At 67.9% G+C, this 15,516-nt stretch carries 12 protein-coding genes; 6 read left to right on the top strand and 6 right to left on the bottom strand.

Annotated features, from left to right (window positions below; all coding sequences use genetic code 11):
* Window positions 1–78: 78 nt before the first annotated feature.
* From gatC to NP80_RS12535, 5 genes are all read left to right on the top strand, one after another.
* Window positions 79–378 carry an Asp-tRNA(Asn)/Glu-tRNA(Gln) amidotransferase subunit GatC gene (gene gatC, locus NP80_RS12555; protein WP_006407213.1) on the top strand — a complete coding sequence of 100 codons (300 nt, stop codon included), beginning with the start codon at window positions 79–81 and terminating at the stop codon, window positions 376–378.
* Window positions 379–448: 70 nt separating this feature from the next.
* A complete protein-coding gene (gene gatA / locus NP80_RS12550; RefSeq protein WP_006407212.1) occupies window positions 449–1,939 on the top strand; it encodes an Asp-tRNA(Asn)/Glu-tRNA(Gln) amidotransferase subunit GatA in 1,491 nt (496 codons plus the stop codon).
* Between the two features lie 4 nt (window positions 1,940–1,943).
* Window positions 1,944–3,416 (top strand): Asp-tRNA(Asn)/Glu-tRNA(Gln) amidotransferase subunit GatB, encoded by a 1,473-nt coding sequence (gene gatB / locus NP80_RS12545; RefSeq protein WP_006407211.1) that lies wholly within the window; start codon window positions 1,944–1,946, stop codon window positions 3,414–3,416.
* Between the two features lie 115 nt (window positions 3,417–3,531).
* Window positions 3,532–4,371: a polyphosphate kinase 2 family protein gene (locus tag NP80_RS12540; protein ID WP_006407210.1), complete on the top strand. Its 840-nt coding sequence runs from the start codon at window positions 3,532–3,534 to the stop codon at window positions 4,369–4,371.
* Window positions 4,372–4,409: 38 nt separating this feature from the next.
* A complete protein-coding gene (locus tag NP80_RS12535) occupies window positions 4,410–5,180 on the top strand; it encodes an exodeoxyribonuclease III (RefSeq protein WP_006407209.1) in 771 nt (256 codons plus the stop codon).
* 102 nt (window positions 5,181–5,282) lie between these two features.
* Here NP80_RS12535 and NP80_RS12530 read toward each other — a convergent pair whose 3' ends face one another.
* A complete protein-coding gene (locus NP80_RS12530) occupies window positions 5,283–6,335 on the bottom strand; it encodes an NAD(P)-dependent alcohol dehydrogenase (protein WP_006412226.1) in 1,053 nt (350 codons plus the stop codon).
* Window positions 6,336–6,564: 229 nt separating this feature from the next.
* Here NP80_RS12530 and NP80_RS12525 point away from each other — a divergent pair, with 229 nt between their 5' ends.
* Window positions 6,565–7,515 carry an AraC family transcriptional regulator gene (locus NP80_RS12525; protein ID WP_006407207.1) on the top strand — a complete coding sequence of 317 codons (951 nt, stop codon included), beginning with the start codon at window positions 6,565–6,567 and terminating at the stop codon, window positions 7,513–7,515.
* A 13-nt stretch (window positions 7,516–7,528) separates the two neighbouring features.
* Here the strand turns inward: NP80_RS12525 and NP80_RS12520 are convergent, their stop codons facing one another.
* The 5 genes from NP80_RS12520 to NP80_RS12500 form a co-directional block, all read right to left on the bottom strand.
* Window positions 7,529–8,587 carry a M48 family metallopeptidase gene (locus tag NP80_RS12520; RefSeq protein WP_006407206.1) on the bottom strand — a complete coding sequence of 353 codons (1,059 nt, stop codon included), beginning with the start codon at window positions 8,585–8,587 and terminating at the stop codon, window positions 7,529–7,531.
* A complete protein-coding gene (locus tag NP80_RS12515; protein ID WP_006410842.1) occupies window positions 8,577–9,998 on the bottom strand; it encodes an AmpG family muropeptide MFS transporter in 1,422 nt (473 codons plus the stop codon). Before NP80_RS12515 ends, NP80_RS12520 begins: the two co-directional genes overlap by 11 nt.
* 141 nt (window positions 9,999–10,139) lie before the next feature.
* Complete coding sequence (metW, locus tag NP80_RS12510; RefSeq protein WP_006401872.1) at window positions 10,140–10,748, bottom strand: methionine biosynthesis protein MetW; 609 nt, start codon at window positions 10,746–10,748, stop codon at window positions 10,140–10,142.
* Complete coding sequence (metX, locus tag NP80_RS12505; protein ID WP_006401873.1) at window positions 10,745–11,890, bottom strand: homoserine O-succinyltransferase MetX; 1,146 nt, start codon at window positions 11,888–11,890, stop codon at window positions 10,745–10,747. The genes metW and metX overlap by 4 nt, the downstream gene beginning before the upstream one ends.
* Before the next feature lie 289 nt (window positions 11,891–12,179).
* A complete protein-coding gene (locus NP80_RS12500; protein WP_035947429.1) occupies window positions 12,180–15,170 on the bottom strand; it encodes an autotransporter family protein in 2,991 nt (996 codons plus the stop codon).
* Window positions 15,171–15,516: the final 346 nt, after the last annotated feature.

Raw genomic sequence — 15,516 nt, 5'->3', positions numbered from 1 at the left:
AGGGTGGGATCGCACCCTTCAACCCCCGCCGCGGCGCCGCTTTCGCGCGTCGCGCAGCCTTGTTTTTCCGGTGATCGCATGGCCCTGACCCTGACCGATGTGAAACGCATCGCCCACCTCGCGCGACTCGAAATGGCCGACGCCGACGCCGAGCACACGCTCGGCCAGCTCAACGAATTCTTCGGCCTCGTCGAGCAGATGCAGGCGGTCGACACCGCCGGCATCGCGCCGCTCGCGCACCCGATCGAACAGATCCAGGAAGTCGCGCAGCGGCTGCGGGACGACGCCGTCACGGAAGTCGTGAACCGCGACGACAACCAGCGTCCGGCGCCGGCCGTCCAGGACGGCCTCTACCTCGTGCCGAAGGTGATCGAGTAAACGCTCGACGACAAGCGCGCCGGCCCACATGGCGCCGCGCGCGACCCAGAATTCCCAGGAAGACTCCCTCATGCACGCAAAAAGCCTGACCGAACTGCGCGCCGCGCTCGCCGCCAAGGAATGCTCGGCCGTCGAGCTCGCGCAGCACTATCTGAAACGGATCGACGCCGCGCGCGACCTGAACGCGTTCGTCCACGTCGAGCCGGAGCTCACCCTCGCGCAGGCGAAGGCCGCCGATGCCGAACTCGCGCGCGGCGCGGGCGGCCCGCTGACGGGCCTGCCGATCGCGCACAAGGACGTGTTCGTCACGCGCGGCTGGCGCTCGACCGCCGGCTCGAAGATGCTCGCCAACTACGAGAGCCCGTTCGACGCGACCGTCGTCGCCCGCCTGCAGGCGGCCGGCATGGTCACGCTCGGCAAGACCAACATGGACGAGTTCGCGATGGGCTCGTCGAACGAGAATTCCGCGTTCGGCGCGGTGAAGAACCCGTGGGACACGAACGCGGTGCCGGGCGGCAGCTCGGGCGGCAGCTCGGCCGCGGTGGCCGCGCGTCTCGCGCCGGCCGCGACCGGCACCGACACCGGCGGCTCGATCCGCCAGCCGGCGTCGTTCGCGGGCGTGACCGGCATCAAGCCGACCTACGGCCGCGTGTCGCGCTACGGCATGATCGCGTTCGCGTCGTCGCTCGACCAGGGCGGCCCGATGGCGCAGAGCGCATCCGACTGCGCGCTGCTGCTCAACGCGATGGCCGGCTTCGACGAGCGCGACTCGACGAGCCTCGAGCGCGACGACGAAGACTTCACGCGCCACCTCGGCCAGCCGTGGGCCGCGGGCAACGATGCGGCGAAACCGCTCGCCGGCCTGCGCATCGGCCTGCCGAACGAGTATTTCGGCGACGGTCTCGCCGACGACGTGCGCGCGGCCATCGACGCGGCGCTGAAGCAATACGAGGCGCTCGGCGCGACGCTCGTGCCGGTGTCGCTGCCGAAAACGGAATTGTCGATTCCCGTCTACTACGTGATTGCGCCGGCCGAGGCGTCGTCGAACCTGTCGCGGTTCGACGGCGTGCGCTTCGGCCATCGCGCCGCGCAGTACGGCGACCTGCTCGACATGTACAAGAAGTCGCGCGCCGAGGGCTTCGGGCCCGAGGTGAAGCGCCGGATCCTCGTCGGCACGTACGTGCTGTCGCACGGCTACTACGACGCGTACTACCTGCAGGCGCAGAAGATCCGCCGCATCATCGCGAACGACTTCCAGGAAGCATTCAAGTCCTGCGACGTGATCATGGGGCCGGCGTCGCCGACGGTCGCGTGGGACCTCGGCGCGAAGGGCGACGATCCGGTGCAGATGTATCTCGCGGACATCTACACGCTGTCGGTGAGCCTCGCCGGCCTGCCGGGCATGAGCGTGCCGTGCGGCTTCGGCGCCGGCGCGAATGCGAAGCGTCCGGTCGGCCTGCAGATCATCGGCAACTATTTCAACGAAGCCCGGATGCTGCAGGTCGCCGACGCGTTCCAGCGCGCGACCGACTGGCACAAGCAAGTTCCGGCAGGGGTGTAAGCATATGACTCAATGGGAAGTCGTCATCGGTCTCGAGACGCACGCGCAACTGTCGACCGTCTCGAAGATTTTCTCCGGCGCCTCGACGCAGTTCGGCGCGGAACCGAACACGCAGGCCTGCCCGGTCGACCTCGCGCTGCCGGGCGTGCTGCCGGTGCTGAACCGCGGCGCGGTCGAGCGGGCGATCCGCTTCGGCCTCGCGATCGGCGCGACCATCGCGCCGCGCAGCATCTTCGCGCGCAAGAATTATTTCTATCCCGATCTGCCGAAGGGCTATCAGATCAGCCAGTACGAGATTCCGGTCGTGCAGGGCGGCGCGATCACGATCCAGGTGCCGGCCAACGAGAAGGCCGGCAAGCCGGCGTACGAGAAGACGGTCAACCTGACCCGCGCGCACCTCGAGGAAGACGCGGGCAAGTCGCTGCATGAAGACTTCGCCGGCATGACGGGCATCGATCTGAACCGCGCGGGCACGCCGCTGCTCGAGATCGTCACCGAGCCGGAAATGCGCAGCGCGGCCGAGGCCGTGGCCTACGCGAAGGCGCTGCATGCGCTCGTCGTGTGGCTCGGCATCTGCGACGGCAACATGCAGGAAGGCTCGTTCCGCTGCGACGCGAACGTGTCGGTGCGTCCGGTCGGCCAGGAAAAGTTCGGCACGCGCGCCGAGATCAAGAACCTGAACTCGTTCCGCTTCCTCGAGGAAGCGATCAACTACGAAGTGCGCCGCCAGATCGAGCTGATCGAGGACGGCGGCGAGGTCGTGCAGGAAACGCGTCTGTACGATCCGGACAAGCGCGAGACGCGCTCGATGCGCAGCAAGGAAGACGCGCACGACTACCGCTACTTCCCCGATCCGGACCTGATGCCGCTCGTGATCGGCCGCGACTGGGTCGAGCGCGTGCAGGCCGGGATGCCCGAGCTGCCGGCCGCGATGCAGCAGCGCTTCGTCGAGCAATATGGCGTGTCCGCGTACGACGCCGGCGTGTTGACGTCGACGAAGGCGATGGCCGCGTACTTCGAGGCCGTCGTCGCGAAGGCGGGCGCCGCGAACGCGAAGATCGCCGCGAACTGGCTGATGGGCGACGTGTCGTCGCAGCTGAACCGCGACGGCATCGACATCGACGCGATTCCGGTGTCGGCCGCGCAGCTCGCGCTGCTGCTGCAGCGTATCGCCGACGGGACGATCTCGAACAAGATCGCGAAGGAAGTGTTCGCGACGATGTGGGAAGAGAAGGCGAGCGACGACGGTGCGGCCGATCGCATCATCGACGCGAAGGGCCTGAAGCAGATCTCCGACACCGGCGCGCTCGAGGCGATCATCGACGAGGTGCTCGCGGCGAATGCGAAGTCGGTCGAGGAATTCCGCGCGGGCAAGGAAAAGGCGTTCAACGCGCTGATCGGCCAGGCGATGAAGGCGACCAAGGGCAAGGCCAATCCGCAGCAGGTCAACGAACTGCTGAAGAAGAAGCTCGGCTGAACATGACCGCGCGCCTGAACCGCGCCTGACGACGGGCCGCTGCCGAACCTGTTCGGCGCGGCCCGTCGCGTTTCGATGCGAGCGCCCGCGCGCCGCGTCGTACAAGGAGGAACGAATGGCGAAACAACCGTCGCTCGACGATTTCCGCGTGCCGTACTTCAAGCACGGCAAGGATGGCGCCGCATTCCGGCTCGACGCGTTCGATCCGTCGGCGAAGCCGTTTTCGTCGGGCTCGAAGGATGCCGACCGCGAACGGCTGTCGATCGTATCGACCGAGCTCGACGTGCAGCAGGAGCGGCTGCACACGCAGCAGAAAAAGCGCGTGCTGCTCGTGCTGCAGGGGATGGACACGAGCGGCAAGGACGGCACCGTGCGCGCGGTGTTCCGCGACGTCGATCCGCTCGGGCTGCGCATCGTGCCGTTCAAGGCGCCGACGCCGATCGAGGCCGCGCACGACTTCCTGTGGCGCGTGCACGCGCAGGTGCCGGCCGCGGGCGAGCTCGCCATTTTCAACCGCAGCCATTACGAGGACGTGCTGGTGCCGCGCGTGCTCGGCACGATCGACGACAAGGCATGCGAGCGCCGCTACCGGCAGATCCGCGATTTCGAGACGATGCTCGCGGAGAACGGCACGACGATCGTCAAATGCTTCCTGCACATCTCGAAGGACGAGCAGCGCGAACGGCTGCAGGCGCGCATCGACGATCCGACCAAGCACTGGAAGTTCGACATCGCCGATCTCGACGCGCGTAAGCACTGGGATGCATACCAGGACGCGTACCGCGACGCGCTCGCGGCGACGTCGGTCGAGCATGCGCCGTGGTACGTGATTCCGGCGAACTCTAAGACGCATCGCAACGTGATGATCGCCGAGCTGCTGCTGCGCACGATGACGGACATGAAGCTGGAATTCCCGCCGCCGAAGCCGGAGCTCGACGGCGTGAAGGTCCGCTGAACCGCTACCTCGAATACTGAACTGAAACGGAACCCGACATGATGCGTGTCATTACCGCCAACCTGAACGGCATCCGCTCGGCCGCGAAGAAGGGCTTCTTCGACTGGCTCGGCGAACAGAACGCCGATTGCGTCTGCGTGCAGGAAATCAAGGTGTCGGCCGACGATCTGCCGGCCGAATTCGTCGCGCCGCACGGCCTGAAGAGCTATTTCCACCATGCCGCGAAGAAGGGCTACAGCGGCGCGGGCCTGTACAGCCGCCGCGAGCCCGACGACGTGATCATCGGCTTCGGCAGCAGCGAATTCGATCCGGAAGGGCGTTACGTCGAGGCGCGCTACGGCAAGCTGTCGGTCGTGTCGGTGTACGTGCCGTCCGGCTCGAGCGGCGACGAGCGCCAGCAGGCGAAGTACCGCTTCATGGACGAATTCATGCCGCATCTCGCGGCGCTGAAGAAGACGCGCGAGGTGATCCTCTGCGGCGACGTGAACATCGTCCACAAGGAGATCGACATCAAGAACTGGAAGAGCAACCAGAAGAACTCCGGTTGCCTGCCCGAAGAGCGCGCGTGGCTCTCGAAGCTGTTCGACGACGTCGGCTACGTCGACGTGTTCCGCACGCTCGATCCGCGGCCCGAGCAGTACACGTGGTGGAGCAACCGCGGACAGGCGTATGCGAAGAACGTCGGGTGGCGGATCGATTACCAGATCGCGACGCCGGGCGTGGCGGCGACCGCGAAAAGCACGTCGATCTTCAAGGACATCAAGTTCAGCGACCACGCGCCGCTGACGGTGGATTACGACTACGCATGACGGCTCGCGCCATGCGGCGCGCGCTCGATCACGCCGCATCGTAGAAACGAAACAACGGGCCGCATGTCGCACATGCGGCCCGTTTCGTTTCGGCGGCGCGGCTTACTGCTTGATCGACGCCATGTCGATCACGAACCGGTACTTCACGTCGCTCTTCAGCATCCGCTCATATGCAGCGTTGATCTCCTGCATCGGAATGATCTCGATGTCGGACGTGATGCCGTGCTGCGCGCAGAAGTCGAGCATTTCCTGCGTCTCCGCGATCCCGCCGATCAGCGAGCCGGCGAGCCGGCGGCGCTTGAAGATCAGGTTGAACACCTGCGGCGACGGGTGATCGTGCTCGGGCGCGCCGACGAGCGTCATCGTGCCGTCGCGCTTGAGCAGATGCAGGAACGGATTCAGGTCGTGCTGCGCGGCGACCGTGTTGAGGATGAAGTCGAAGCTGTTCAGGTGCGCGTTCATCTGCGCTTCGTCCTTCGACACGACGACTTCATGCGCGCCGAGCCGCTTGCCGTCCTCGATCTTCGACGGCGACGTCGTGAACAGCACGACGTGCGCACCCATCGCGCGCGCGAGCTTCACGCCCATGTGACCGAGCCCGCCGAGGCCCACGATCCCGACCTTCTTGCCGGGCCCGACGTTCCACTGACGCAGCGGCGAATACGTGGTGATCCCCGCGCAGAGCAGCGGCGCGGCACCGGCCGCGTCGAGCGTGTCGGGCACGCGCAGCACGAATGCTTCGTCGACGACGATCTGCGTCGAATAGCCGCCGTACGTGATGTCGCCCGTCACGCGATCCTGGCCGTTGTAGGTGCCGACGAAGCCGTTTTCGCAATACTGCTCGAGGCCTTCCGCGCAGCTCGCGCAGGTGCGGCACGAATCGACGAGACAGCCGACGCCGACCAGCTCGCCGACCTTGAAGCGCGAGACCTGCGGCCCGGTTGCGGTCACGCGCCCGACGATTTCGTGGCCCGGCACGACCGGATAGATGGTGTTGCGCCATTCGTTGCGCGCCTGATGGAGGTCGGAATGGCAGACGCCGCAGTAGAGGATCTCGATCTGCACGTCGAGGTCGCGCAGCGCGCGGCGCTGGAATTCGAACGGGGCGAGCGGCGATTGCGCGTCGGTCGCCGCGTAGGCATAGGTGGTGCTCATGCGTAAGGCTCCTTGTCCGGTTAAACATCCGGCAAAACGGACGGCACGCCGCGCGGTGTGGCGACGCGGCGAGACAGGCCCCCATCGTAAGGAGCGCGGCGCCGCGATGAAATACACGAAGGTCTCGAACCTTTGCCTATTCCTCTTGAATTTCTCGCGAAAGGCCGTCGAAACGCTGACATGGTGCTAAATTGCGAGCCAGATTCTCTTGCAGTACAGGAACTTGCCGATGAGTTTCCAGCCCCTTTTTGCCGATTCGGCCGACCGCGTGCGGCGCCGCATGATCGAGCTGCATACGCGTCTCGCGCCGAACGAGGGCGACACGCCGGCCGCGATCGACGGCGTGCGCTTCATCCGCGTTAGCCGTCCGGCGCCGCGCTTGCCGGTGCTCTACGAGCCGAGCATCGTCGTCGTCTGCCAGGGTCGCAAGTTCGGTTATCTCGGCGAGCGCTCGTTCGTGTACGACGCGCAGCAGTACCTCGTGCTGTCGGTGCCGCTGCCGTTCGAATGCGAGACGCATGCGAGCGCCGACGAGCCGTTCCTCGCGATCTCGATCCGCGTCGATCTCGCCGTGATCGCCGAGCTGGCGATCCTGCTCGACGAGACGCTCGGCGCGGCCGTCAGCGAACCGCACGGCGTCTATTCGACGCCGCTCGACGCGCCGCTCGCGGACGCGGTGCTGCGGCTGCTCGAGACGCTCGCGTCGCCGCACGACACGCGCGTGCTCGGGCCGTCGATCATGCGCGAGATCGCGTATCGCGTGCTGACCGGCGCGCAGGGCGACGCGATTCGCGCGGCGCTCGTCCAGCAGCATCATTTCGGCCGGATCGCGAAGGCGCTGCGACGCATTCATGCGGACCTGCGGGCCGACCTCGACGTCGAGACGCTGGCCCGCGAGGCCGGAATGAGCCTCGCAGTATTCCATGCGCAGTTCAAGCACGTGACGGCGACGTCGCCGATGCAGTACGTGAAGACCGCGCGGCTGCATCAGGCGCGGCTGATGATGGTGCAGAACGGTCTGGGGGCGGGCGCCGCGGCCGCGCGCGTCGGCTATGCGAGTGCGTCGCAGTTCAGCCGCGAGTTCAAGCGGCTGTTCGGGCGCAGCCCCGGCGACGAGGTGCGCGCGATGCGCGAGAGCAGCGAGCGCGTGGCCGCCGCGGCTACTGCGGCGCAGCGATAGGCGCGCGCGCCGCTCAGCGCCGCACGACCTTGCGCCGCTGCGCGCTGATGCCCGCGTAGTCGGGCAGCGCATCGACGCGCTTGCCGATCGCCTTCGCGTAGAGCGGCATCAGGTCCGGCAGCCGGTTCAGCAGATCCTGGCGGCGCGATGCGCCGTACGGATGCGTATAGATGAAGCCGGCCGCCTTGTTCGCGCGCGTGGCGGCCGCGAGCTTGTCCCACAGCGTGATCGCCGCGCGCGGATCGAAGCCGGCGCGCGCGGCGATGTCGCCGCCGATCACGTCGGCCTCGGTCTCGTCGGTCGGATCGTAGCGCAGCGTCTGCAGACGTTCGCCGAGATGCAGCGATTGCGGCAGCGGGTCGCCGACGCCGAACAGCGGCGGCAGCGTCGCCGCGCGCAGCGACGTCTGCGACGTTGCGCCGAAGTTGCTGCGCGCATGTTCGCGCAGCGCGTGCGCGATGCCGTGTGCGATCAGCACGCCGAGCTCGTCGTCGTTCAGGCGCACGCGATCGAGCAGGCCCGTATACACGAGGATCTTGCCGCCCGGCAGGCACGTCAGGCGGATGTCGCGCGAGCGGATCGCGTTGACGTCCCACGTCCAGCCCTTCACGCGATCGTTCCATTTGACCGAGTACGGCGCGAGTTTCGCGACGATCGCGTGCAGGCGTTTCATCCGCGGCTGGCTGGCGGGCAGCAGCCGTTTCTCGTCGGCGGCCGTCTGCACGATCTGCGCGTATTCGCTCGCGGTGAGCTGTTCGAGCAGCGGCGACGGAATCAGCGAGCGGAACGCGATCGCGTTGCCGAGACGCACCTGCTGCGGCGCCGGCGTGTAGGCCTTCCCGGATGCCGCCGCGCCGCTCGGCTGTGTCGCGTCGGCCGTGGACGGCGGTGCGGGCGTGGCCGCCGCGGGCGCCGGTGCGGCAGGCGCAGCGGACGGTGCCGCGCCGGTTGCATTGCCCGTTGCGTTGCCGGCCGCGTCGGTCGCCTGCGCGGCCGGTACGCCGAGCGCAGCCGCGCCGACGCTCAGCGACGCGACGAGACGCGCGAGAGCGCGCAGCCGATCATTGCGCACGGCTGGCCTCGCCGTTGCGTGCGGTGCCGTTCCACGGCGCGATCCAGAACAGCAGCAGCATGCCGGGGATGCCGAGCGCGGTGCAGACGAGGAAGTAGTCGAACCAGCCGATCTTCGCGACGATGAAGCCGCTCGCGGCCGACGCGAGCGTGCGCGGCACCGATGCGAGACTCGTGAACAGCGCAAACTGCGTCGCCGTGTAGCGCGGATCGGTCGTGCTCGCGATATACGCGACGAACGCGGCCATCGTCAGGCCCGTCGCGAACGTCTCCGCGCCGTAGACGATCGCGAGTGCGACCGTCATCGGGCTGAAATGCGGCGTGACCGCGACACCGAACACCGACAGCCCCGACGCGATCGCATGGCTGGCCGCGACCGTGAAGTCGTAGAGCACCGCGAGCACCGGCGAGCCGGGGCCGAGCTGTGCGAGCCACGCGAAGCCGAGCGTCGAGACCATCTGCAGCACGCCGAAGATCCACAGCCCGCGGCCGATCCCGATCTTCACGAGCCATACGCCGCCGATGATGCCGCCGGCCACGCTCGCGACGAGTGCGGTCGTTTTCGCGACGATCCCGATTTCGGTCCGCGTGAAGCCGACGTCGAGGAAGAACGACGTCGACAGCGTGGTGGCCATCGTATCGCCGACCTTGAACAGGAAGATGAATGCGATCACGAGCAGCGCGCCGGCCCAGCCGTCGCGCTGGATGAATTCGCGAAACGGCAGCACGATCGCGTCGCGCAGGCTGCGCGGCGGCGAGCCGGCCACGTCGGGCTCGCGCACGACGAGCGTCATCAGGATGCCGGGCAGCATGAACGCGCCGGTGACCGCGAACACGACGTCCCACGGCAGGTGATCGGAGAGGATCAGCGACAGCGAGCCGGGGATCAGCGCGGCGATCTTGTATGCGTTCACATGCACCGCATTGCCGAGCCCCTGTTCGGTGTCGCGCAGCAGTTCGCGCCGATAGGCGTCGATCACGATGTCGGAGCTCGCGCCGAAGAACGCGACGAGCGTGGTCAGCGCGGCGACCGTCCAGATCGAGTCGCGCGGCGACACGAAGCCGAGCGCCGCGATCGCACCGGCGACGAGCACCTGCGTGAGCAGCATCCAGCCGCGCCGGCGGCCCGGCCGCCAGCCTGGCAGGCGCGGGATGTAGCGGTCCATCAGCGGCGCCCACAGGAACTTCCACGTATAAGGGAACTGGATCAGCGCGAACAGGCCGATTTCCTTCAGGTTCACGCCTTCGGAGCGCAGCCATGCCTGCACGAGATAGACGAGCGTGAAGAGCGGCAGGCCCGACGTGAAGCCGAGAAACACGCAGATCAGCATGTGCGTGTTCAGGTAGGCGCGCCAGCCGGGATGTTCCTCGTGAGCGGTGAGTGCGGGCGCCTCGTGTGGCGTTTTCGACATGGATGACAGAAACCGGATAGCGTTGGCGGATTGCGGCGGCAGGGCAGGCAGCCGCGCGCGGCGCGAAGCCGGGCCCGCGCGTGCGCGCGAACCGGCGCGGCCGGAACTGCCGGCCGGGCGTCCCGTCAACGGCTTCCCGGCTCAGCTGCGCTTGACGCGGTAGACAGCAAGACTACCACGCCAGTTCGCTCCCCATCGAATCGGCTGACCTTCGTGCAGCACGACGCGGTCGAGGATCGTGATGCCGACTTCCGGGGCGAGCGCCTCGAAATCCTTGATCGTCAGCACGCGCACGTTCGGCGTGTTGTGCCACTGGTACGGCAGCGATTTCGACACCGGCATCCGGCCGCGCAGCACCGACAGCCGGTGCGCCCAGTAGCCGAAGTTCGGGAACGACACGATGCATTCGCGGCCGACGCGTGCCGTTTCGCGCAGGATCGCGGCCGTCTGGTGGATCGTCTGCAGCGTCTGCGAGAGGATCGCGAAATCGAAGCTGTGATCCTCGAACAGGCGCAGCCCGTCCTCGAGGTTCTGCTGGATCACGTTGATCCCGTTCTTCGCGCTCGCGAGCACGCCCGCGTCGTTCAGCTCGATCCCGTAGCCCGTCACGTCGAGTTCTTCCATCAGCAGCGACAGCAGCGAGCCGTCGCCGCAGCCGAGGTCGAGCACCGTCGAGCGCGGTTCGACCCAGCGCGCGATCGCGCGGAAGTCCGCGCGCGCGGACAGGGAGTTCAGCGCCTGCTGGTTCATGCACCCACCTCGTTGGCGATTCGTTCGTAATACGCGCGGATCAGGTTGTGATAGCGCGCGTCGTCGAGCAGGAACGCGTCGTGGCCGTGCGGCGCATCGATCTCCGCGTAGCTGACCGTTCGCTTGTTGTCGAGCAGCGCCTTCACGATTTCGCGCGAGCGTGCGGGCGCGAAGCGCCAGTCGGTCGAGAAGCTCGCGATCAGGTATTTCGCCTGCGTGTGCGCGAGCGCGGCCGTCAGATTGCCGTCGAACGCCTTCGCCGGATCGAAGTAATCGAGCGCGCGCGTGATCAGCAGGTAGGTGTTCGCGTCGAAGTAGTCGGCGAACTTGTCGCCCTGATAGCGCAGGTACGACTCGACTTCGAACTCGACGTCGAAGCTGAAGTTGTACGCGTCGAGCGCGCCGTCCGCGCGGCGCAGTGCGCGGCCGAATTTCTCGGCCATGTCGTCGTCGGACAGATAGGTGATGTGGCCGATCATCCGCGCGACGCGCAGCCCGCGCTTCGGCTTCACGCCGTGCGCGTAGTAGTCACCGCCGTGGAAATCCGGATCGGACAGGATCGCCGAACGCGCGACCTCGTTGAACGCGATGTTCTGCGCGGACAGCTTCGGCGTCGACGCGATGTCGATGCAGTGCGCGACGCGCTCCGGATACATCAGGCTCCACGCGAGCGCCTGCATGCCGCCGAGGCTGCCGCCCATCACCGCGGCGAAGCGTTCGATGCCGAACGCGTCGGCGACGCGCGCCTGCGCGTGTACCCAGTCTTCGACGGTGACGACCGGAAAGCGCGCACCGTACGGCTTGCCGGTCGACGGGTCGATGCTCATCGGGCCGGTCGAGCCGAAGCACGAGCCGAGGTTGTTCACGCCGATCACGAAGAAGCGGTTGGTGTCGAGCGGCTTGCCGGGGCCGACCATGTTGTCCCACCAGCCGGTGCTGCGCGGATCGTCCGCGTAGACGCCGGCGACGTGATGCGACGCGTTGAGCGCGTGGCAGACGAGCACCGCGTTCGAGCGCGCGGCGTTGAGCTCGCCGTAAGTCTCGACGACGAGCTGATAGTTGCCGATCACGCTGCCGCTTTGCAAGCGCAGCGGTTCGGCGAAGTGCATGGTCTGTGGAGCGACGATGCCGATCGATTCCATTCGTTCCGCCTTATGACTGGGCGGCTAAACGGTGTCGGCGATGCGCGGAGTCGAAGATGCGCGGCTGACGACCTCTTTAGCCGCATTTGTAGTGAACCGCCGGGGAACGACGCATCGATGCATCGACGCCCCGGCCGGTTCGCGCGCCCGCAATCGAGTCAGCAAATCGGCGCGCTTCCGACATGCCGCCCAGGTGGCGGCAGTCGGCAGAGTATAGCGGAAATTGTCGGGGCGGGAAGCGCCGCCGCCGCGGCATCGACGGCCGCGGCGGCGGCGGGCCGCCCGCGTGTCATCGCCAGCGATACTTCGCGGCGAGCTGCCCCTTCACCGTCGCGTAGTTCGAGAAGTTCGAGTCGACGCCGACGCTCGCCGACACGGACAGGTTGCGCGTGAGCTGGCCGGTCGCGCCGAGCTTGAACTCCGCGCGATCGCGCGGCATGCGCAGCTCGAACGGGTTGCCGTCGACGCTCAGCCGGTGCGATCCCGGCCCGTGCCACCAGTTGGCCTCGATGAACGGGCGCAGCGCCTGCGACGCCGAGATCGGCGTGACGCCATGCACGCGCACGCCGATGCGTGCGAGCACGTCGTTCGAACGCTGCACGCCGATGTAGCCGCCCGGCGAATCGTGGCCCTTCGCCTGGTAGTTCGCATAGACGATCTGGGCGGCCGGTTCGACGAAAAAGCGCGAACGGCCGTCGTCGTACACGCCGAACGCATAGCCGCCTTCGACCGATGCGGTGATCGTGCGCGACCGGTAGCTGTCGCCCGGCAGGCTGCCGCCGATGCGATTGCTGTATGCGCCGAACATCAGCCACGTATCGACATGAGGCCCGGTCAGGATGTCGCGGTTGCCGTACCAGGTCGCGTACAGGCCGGCGTTGTAGCCGTCGATGCTGCCGCGCGCCGTGGCGGGCATATAACGTTGCGCGACCGGATTCCACAACGTGCGCGTCGACCAGCTCGTCGCGCTCGCGTACAGCCCCATCGCGCCGATCCTGAAGCTGCCGCCGCGGCCGTCTTCGAGCCGGAACATGTCCGCCCCGAGGTGAAGCAGACGACCGTTGCCGCTGACGCTGCGGCCGCCGCTGCCGTTGCCGCCGCCGAGCGACGTGGACTGCCCTTGGGCGCGCAGCCATACGGCGCCGTCGCGCGCGTTCTCGTCGGTCTCGGCGCGCAGCGTCTGATCGCTGCGCTCGTGCAGCGTATGGATCGGCATCAGGATCGCGGCGTCCGCGTTCGCGAGATAGGCGTCGGGTTCCGGCGCGATCGCGCGCACGGGCGGCGGCGGCACGACTTCGGGCTTCGGCGGCACGGTTTCCGGTTCGACCGGCTGCGGCGGTGCAGGCGGCGTGGGCGGCTCAGGCGGCGCCGGCTTGGCCGCGGACACGAGGTACCAATCGTCCGCGTGGCCGGACGCGCCGCCGCGCGTCAGCATGTAGTCGTAACCGCCTGCGGAGATCGTGCCGAAATCCTTGCGATAGCCGTCGGACGCGGCGTCGAGCGCGAATGCGGCCGCCTCCGTGGTGCCGCCGTTGCGGGTTTCGACGAGCGGGATGCCGACCGTCGTCGCCGCGCCGTCGCCGCTCGTGCGCTTCAGGACGAGCGCGGTGTTGCCCGACGCGTGTCCGCCGTCGATCACGAGCTTGTCGCTCGGCGCGAGATCGTCGCCGTATACGGTATTGAGCACGACCCTGCCGTCCTGCGCCGCATAGTCGCCGTGGATCACCAGCGTCTTGTGTGCGCCGCCGGACGGCGCGGCGAACGCAATCGTGGACCGATCGAGCTTGACGCCTTGCACGGCGGAATCGCCGGTGACGGTCCACTGGCTGCCGTCCCGCATCGACACCGCGCCGACGGCCTGCGTCGCGCCTTCCCACGCCGCGCCGCGCGATAGCGCGACGTTCGTGACTACGGGCGTCGGGGTGCCGTCCTCGGCCGGCACGTTGACGATATTGCCGCGCGCGGTCGCGTTGTCGAGCAGGAGATGCACCGGCTCGCCGGCCTTGGCCGCGACGGCGAGCAGCGTGCCGTTGCCGCCCTCGATGTGTGCGCCGCCGGAGGCGCGCACGAGGCCGGCGGTCGCTTCGATCGCGCTGCCTTGCGCGCTGACGATCGAGCCGCCTTCGACGTGCAGTTCGCCGTTGAACAGGCCGGCGCCGGCCGCGTGCTCGCCCTCGGTGCGCACCGCCGTGTTCACGAGCTCGACCAGGCCGCCGTAGCTTGCCTGCACGCCGCGCGCGCGGGCGCCGTTCGTGGTGATCGTGCTGTCGACGACGCTCGCGACGGAGTCGTCGCGCACCGACAGCACGCCGATCGCCCTGTCGCCGTGCGTGTCGATGCTGCTGCGGGCGACCGACACCTCCGCGCCGTCCCGCGCGATCGCGCCGGCTGCGCCGAGGCCGTGCGTGGTGACGCGCGAGTCGGCGACGTCGAGCTGCGCGCTGAGCGCGCCGAGCACCAGCTCGCGCGACGCATAGAGGCCGTGCGAGCTTTCGCCGGTCGTGATCACGTCGGTGCGCGCCATCGTCAGCGCGCCTTCGCGCAGGTTCACGCCCGGAGCGAGGAACCCGTTGGTGCGCAGCGTCGAGTCGGTAACCGAGATCGTGTTCTCGCCGATCTGGTTGATCGCCGACGACTCCGTGCCCTCCGCGGTGACGTCGACCCGTTCGAGCGTCGCATGGTTGCCGTCCGAATCGGACGACAGGCCGTGCGCGTACGCGCCGACGGTGCGGATCCGCGTGTCGGCGACCGAAACCGATGCGCCCGGGCCCGGGCCGAGGTAGATGCCGTATGCCTCCTGGCCGAGCGTGTCGATCGAGCCGCCGGTCATGTCGAGCCGGTTGCCGGTGCCGTACATGCGCACGCCCGCGCCGTGGGCGTCGAGCGTATTGATGGTCGTGTTGTCGAGCCGCGCGCTGGCACCGTCGGGCAAGCCGCTGCCGTTGAACAGGTACAGACCGTAGGCCGAATTTCCGGTCGTGTGCACCTGGCTGTCGCCCAGTTCGATGCGCGAGCCGGGGCCCTCCACGGACAGGCCCATCGCGCCGTTGCCCTTCGAAAACACGCGCACGGGGCCCGCCGATGTCATCGAGCCGCCGTCGCTGACGTTCAGCACCGAATCGTAGTTGACGGTCGCGTAATCGCCGGCCGCGATCTCGACGTGCTCGCCGATCGCGTACTGCGGGTTGTTGACGACCTGCGCGACCGCGGGCAACGGCGCGAGGATCGCGGCGATCAGCGCGGAGCAGACCGATCTCGGTACGGGCGGCCGGCCCGGCATGCCGGCAGCCGCGCACAAGCCGACGCCGGCCCGACGCGTCGCGGCATGCGCGTTCGCGCGAAGGGGGAGGGATGCAGTCATGAGTCTCGAGAAAGGTGAGTGAAAGATAAAATTAAATCAATCGAGCTAAATCCCGGCAATAGGACGTGTCTGGAATTGGGGCGGCGATGGAGTGGAGGCGATGACGTGGACGCGATGAAAGCCAGGCAATGAACGAGGAGCGCGTCGCGACGAGCGGTGCCGGCGTGCCGCACGCGGATCGTGCAGCCCTGCGGCAGGCGCGAGGTTGCGCTTCGGCTTTGACGCCGCGGTATCGTCAGGTCATGCCGCGGTACGCGCGACATCG

This window comes from Burkholderia multivorans ATCC BAA-247 (assembly GCF_000959525.1).
Classification (GTDB): domain Bacteria; phylum Pseudomonadota; class Gammaproteobacteria; order Burkholderiales; family Burkholderiaceae; genus Burkholderia; species Burkholderia multivorans.
The sequence above is the reverse complement of the archived record's forward strand: the minus strand, read 5'-3'. Positions and strand labels throughout refer to the sequence as shown.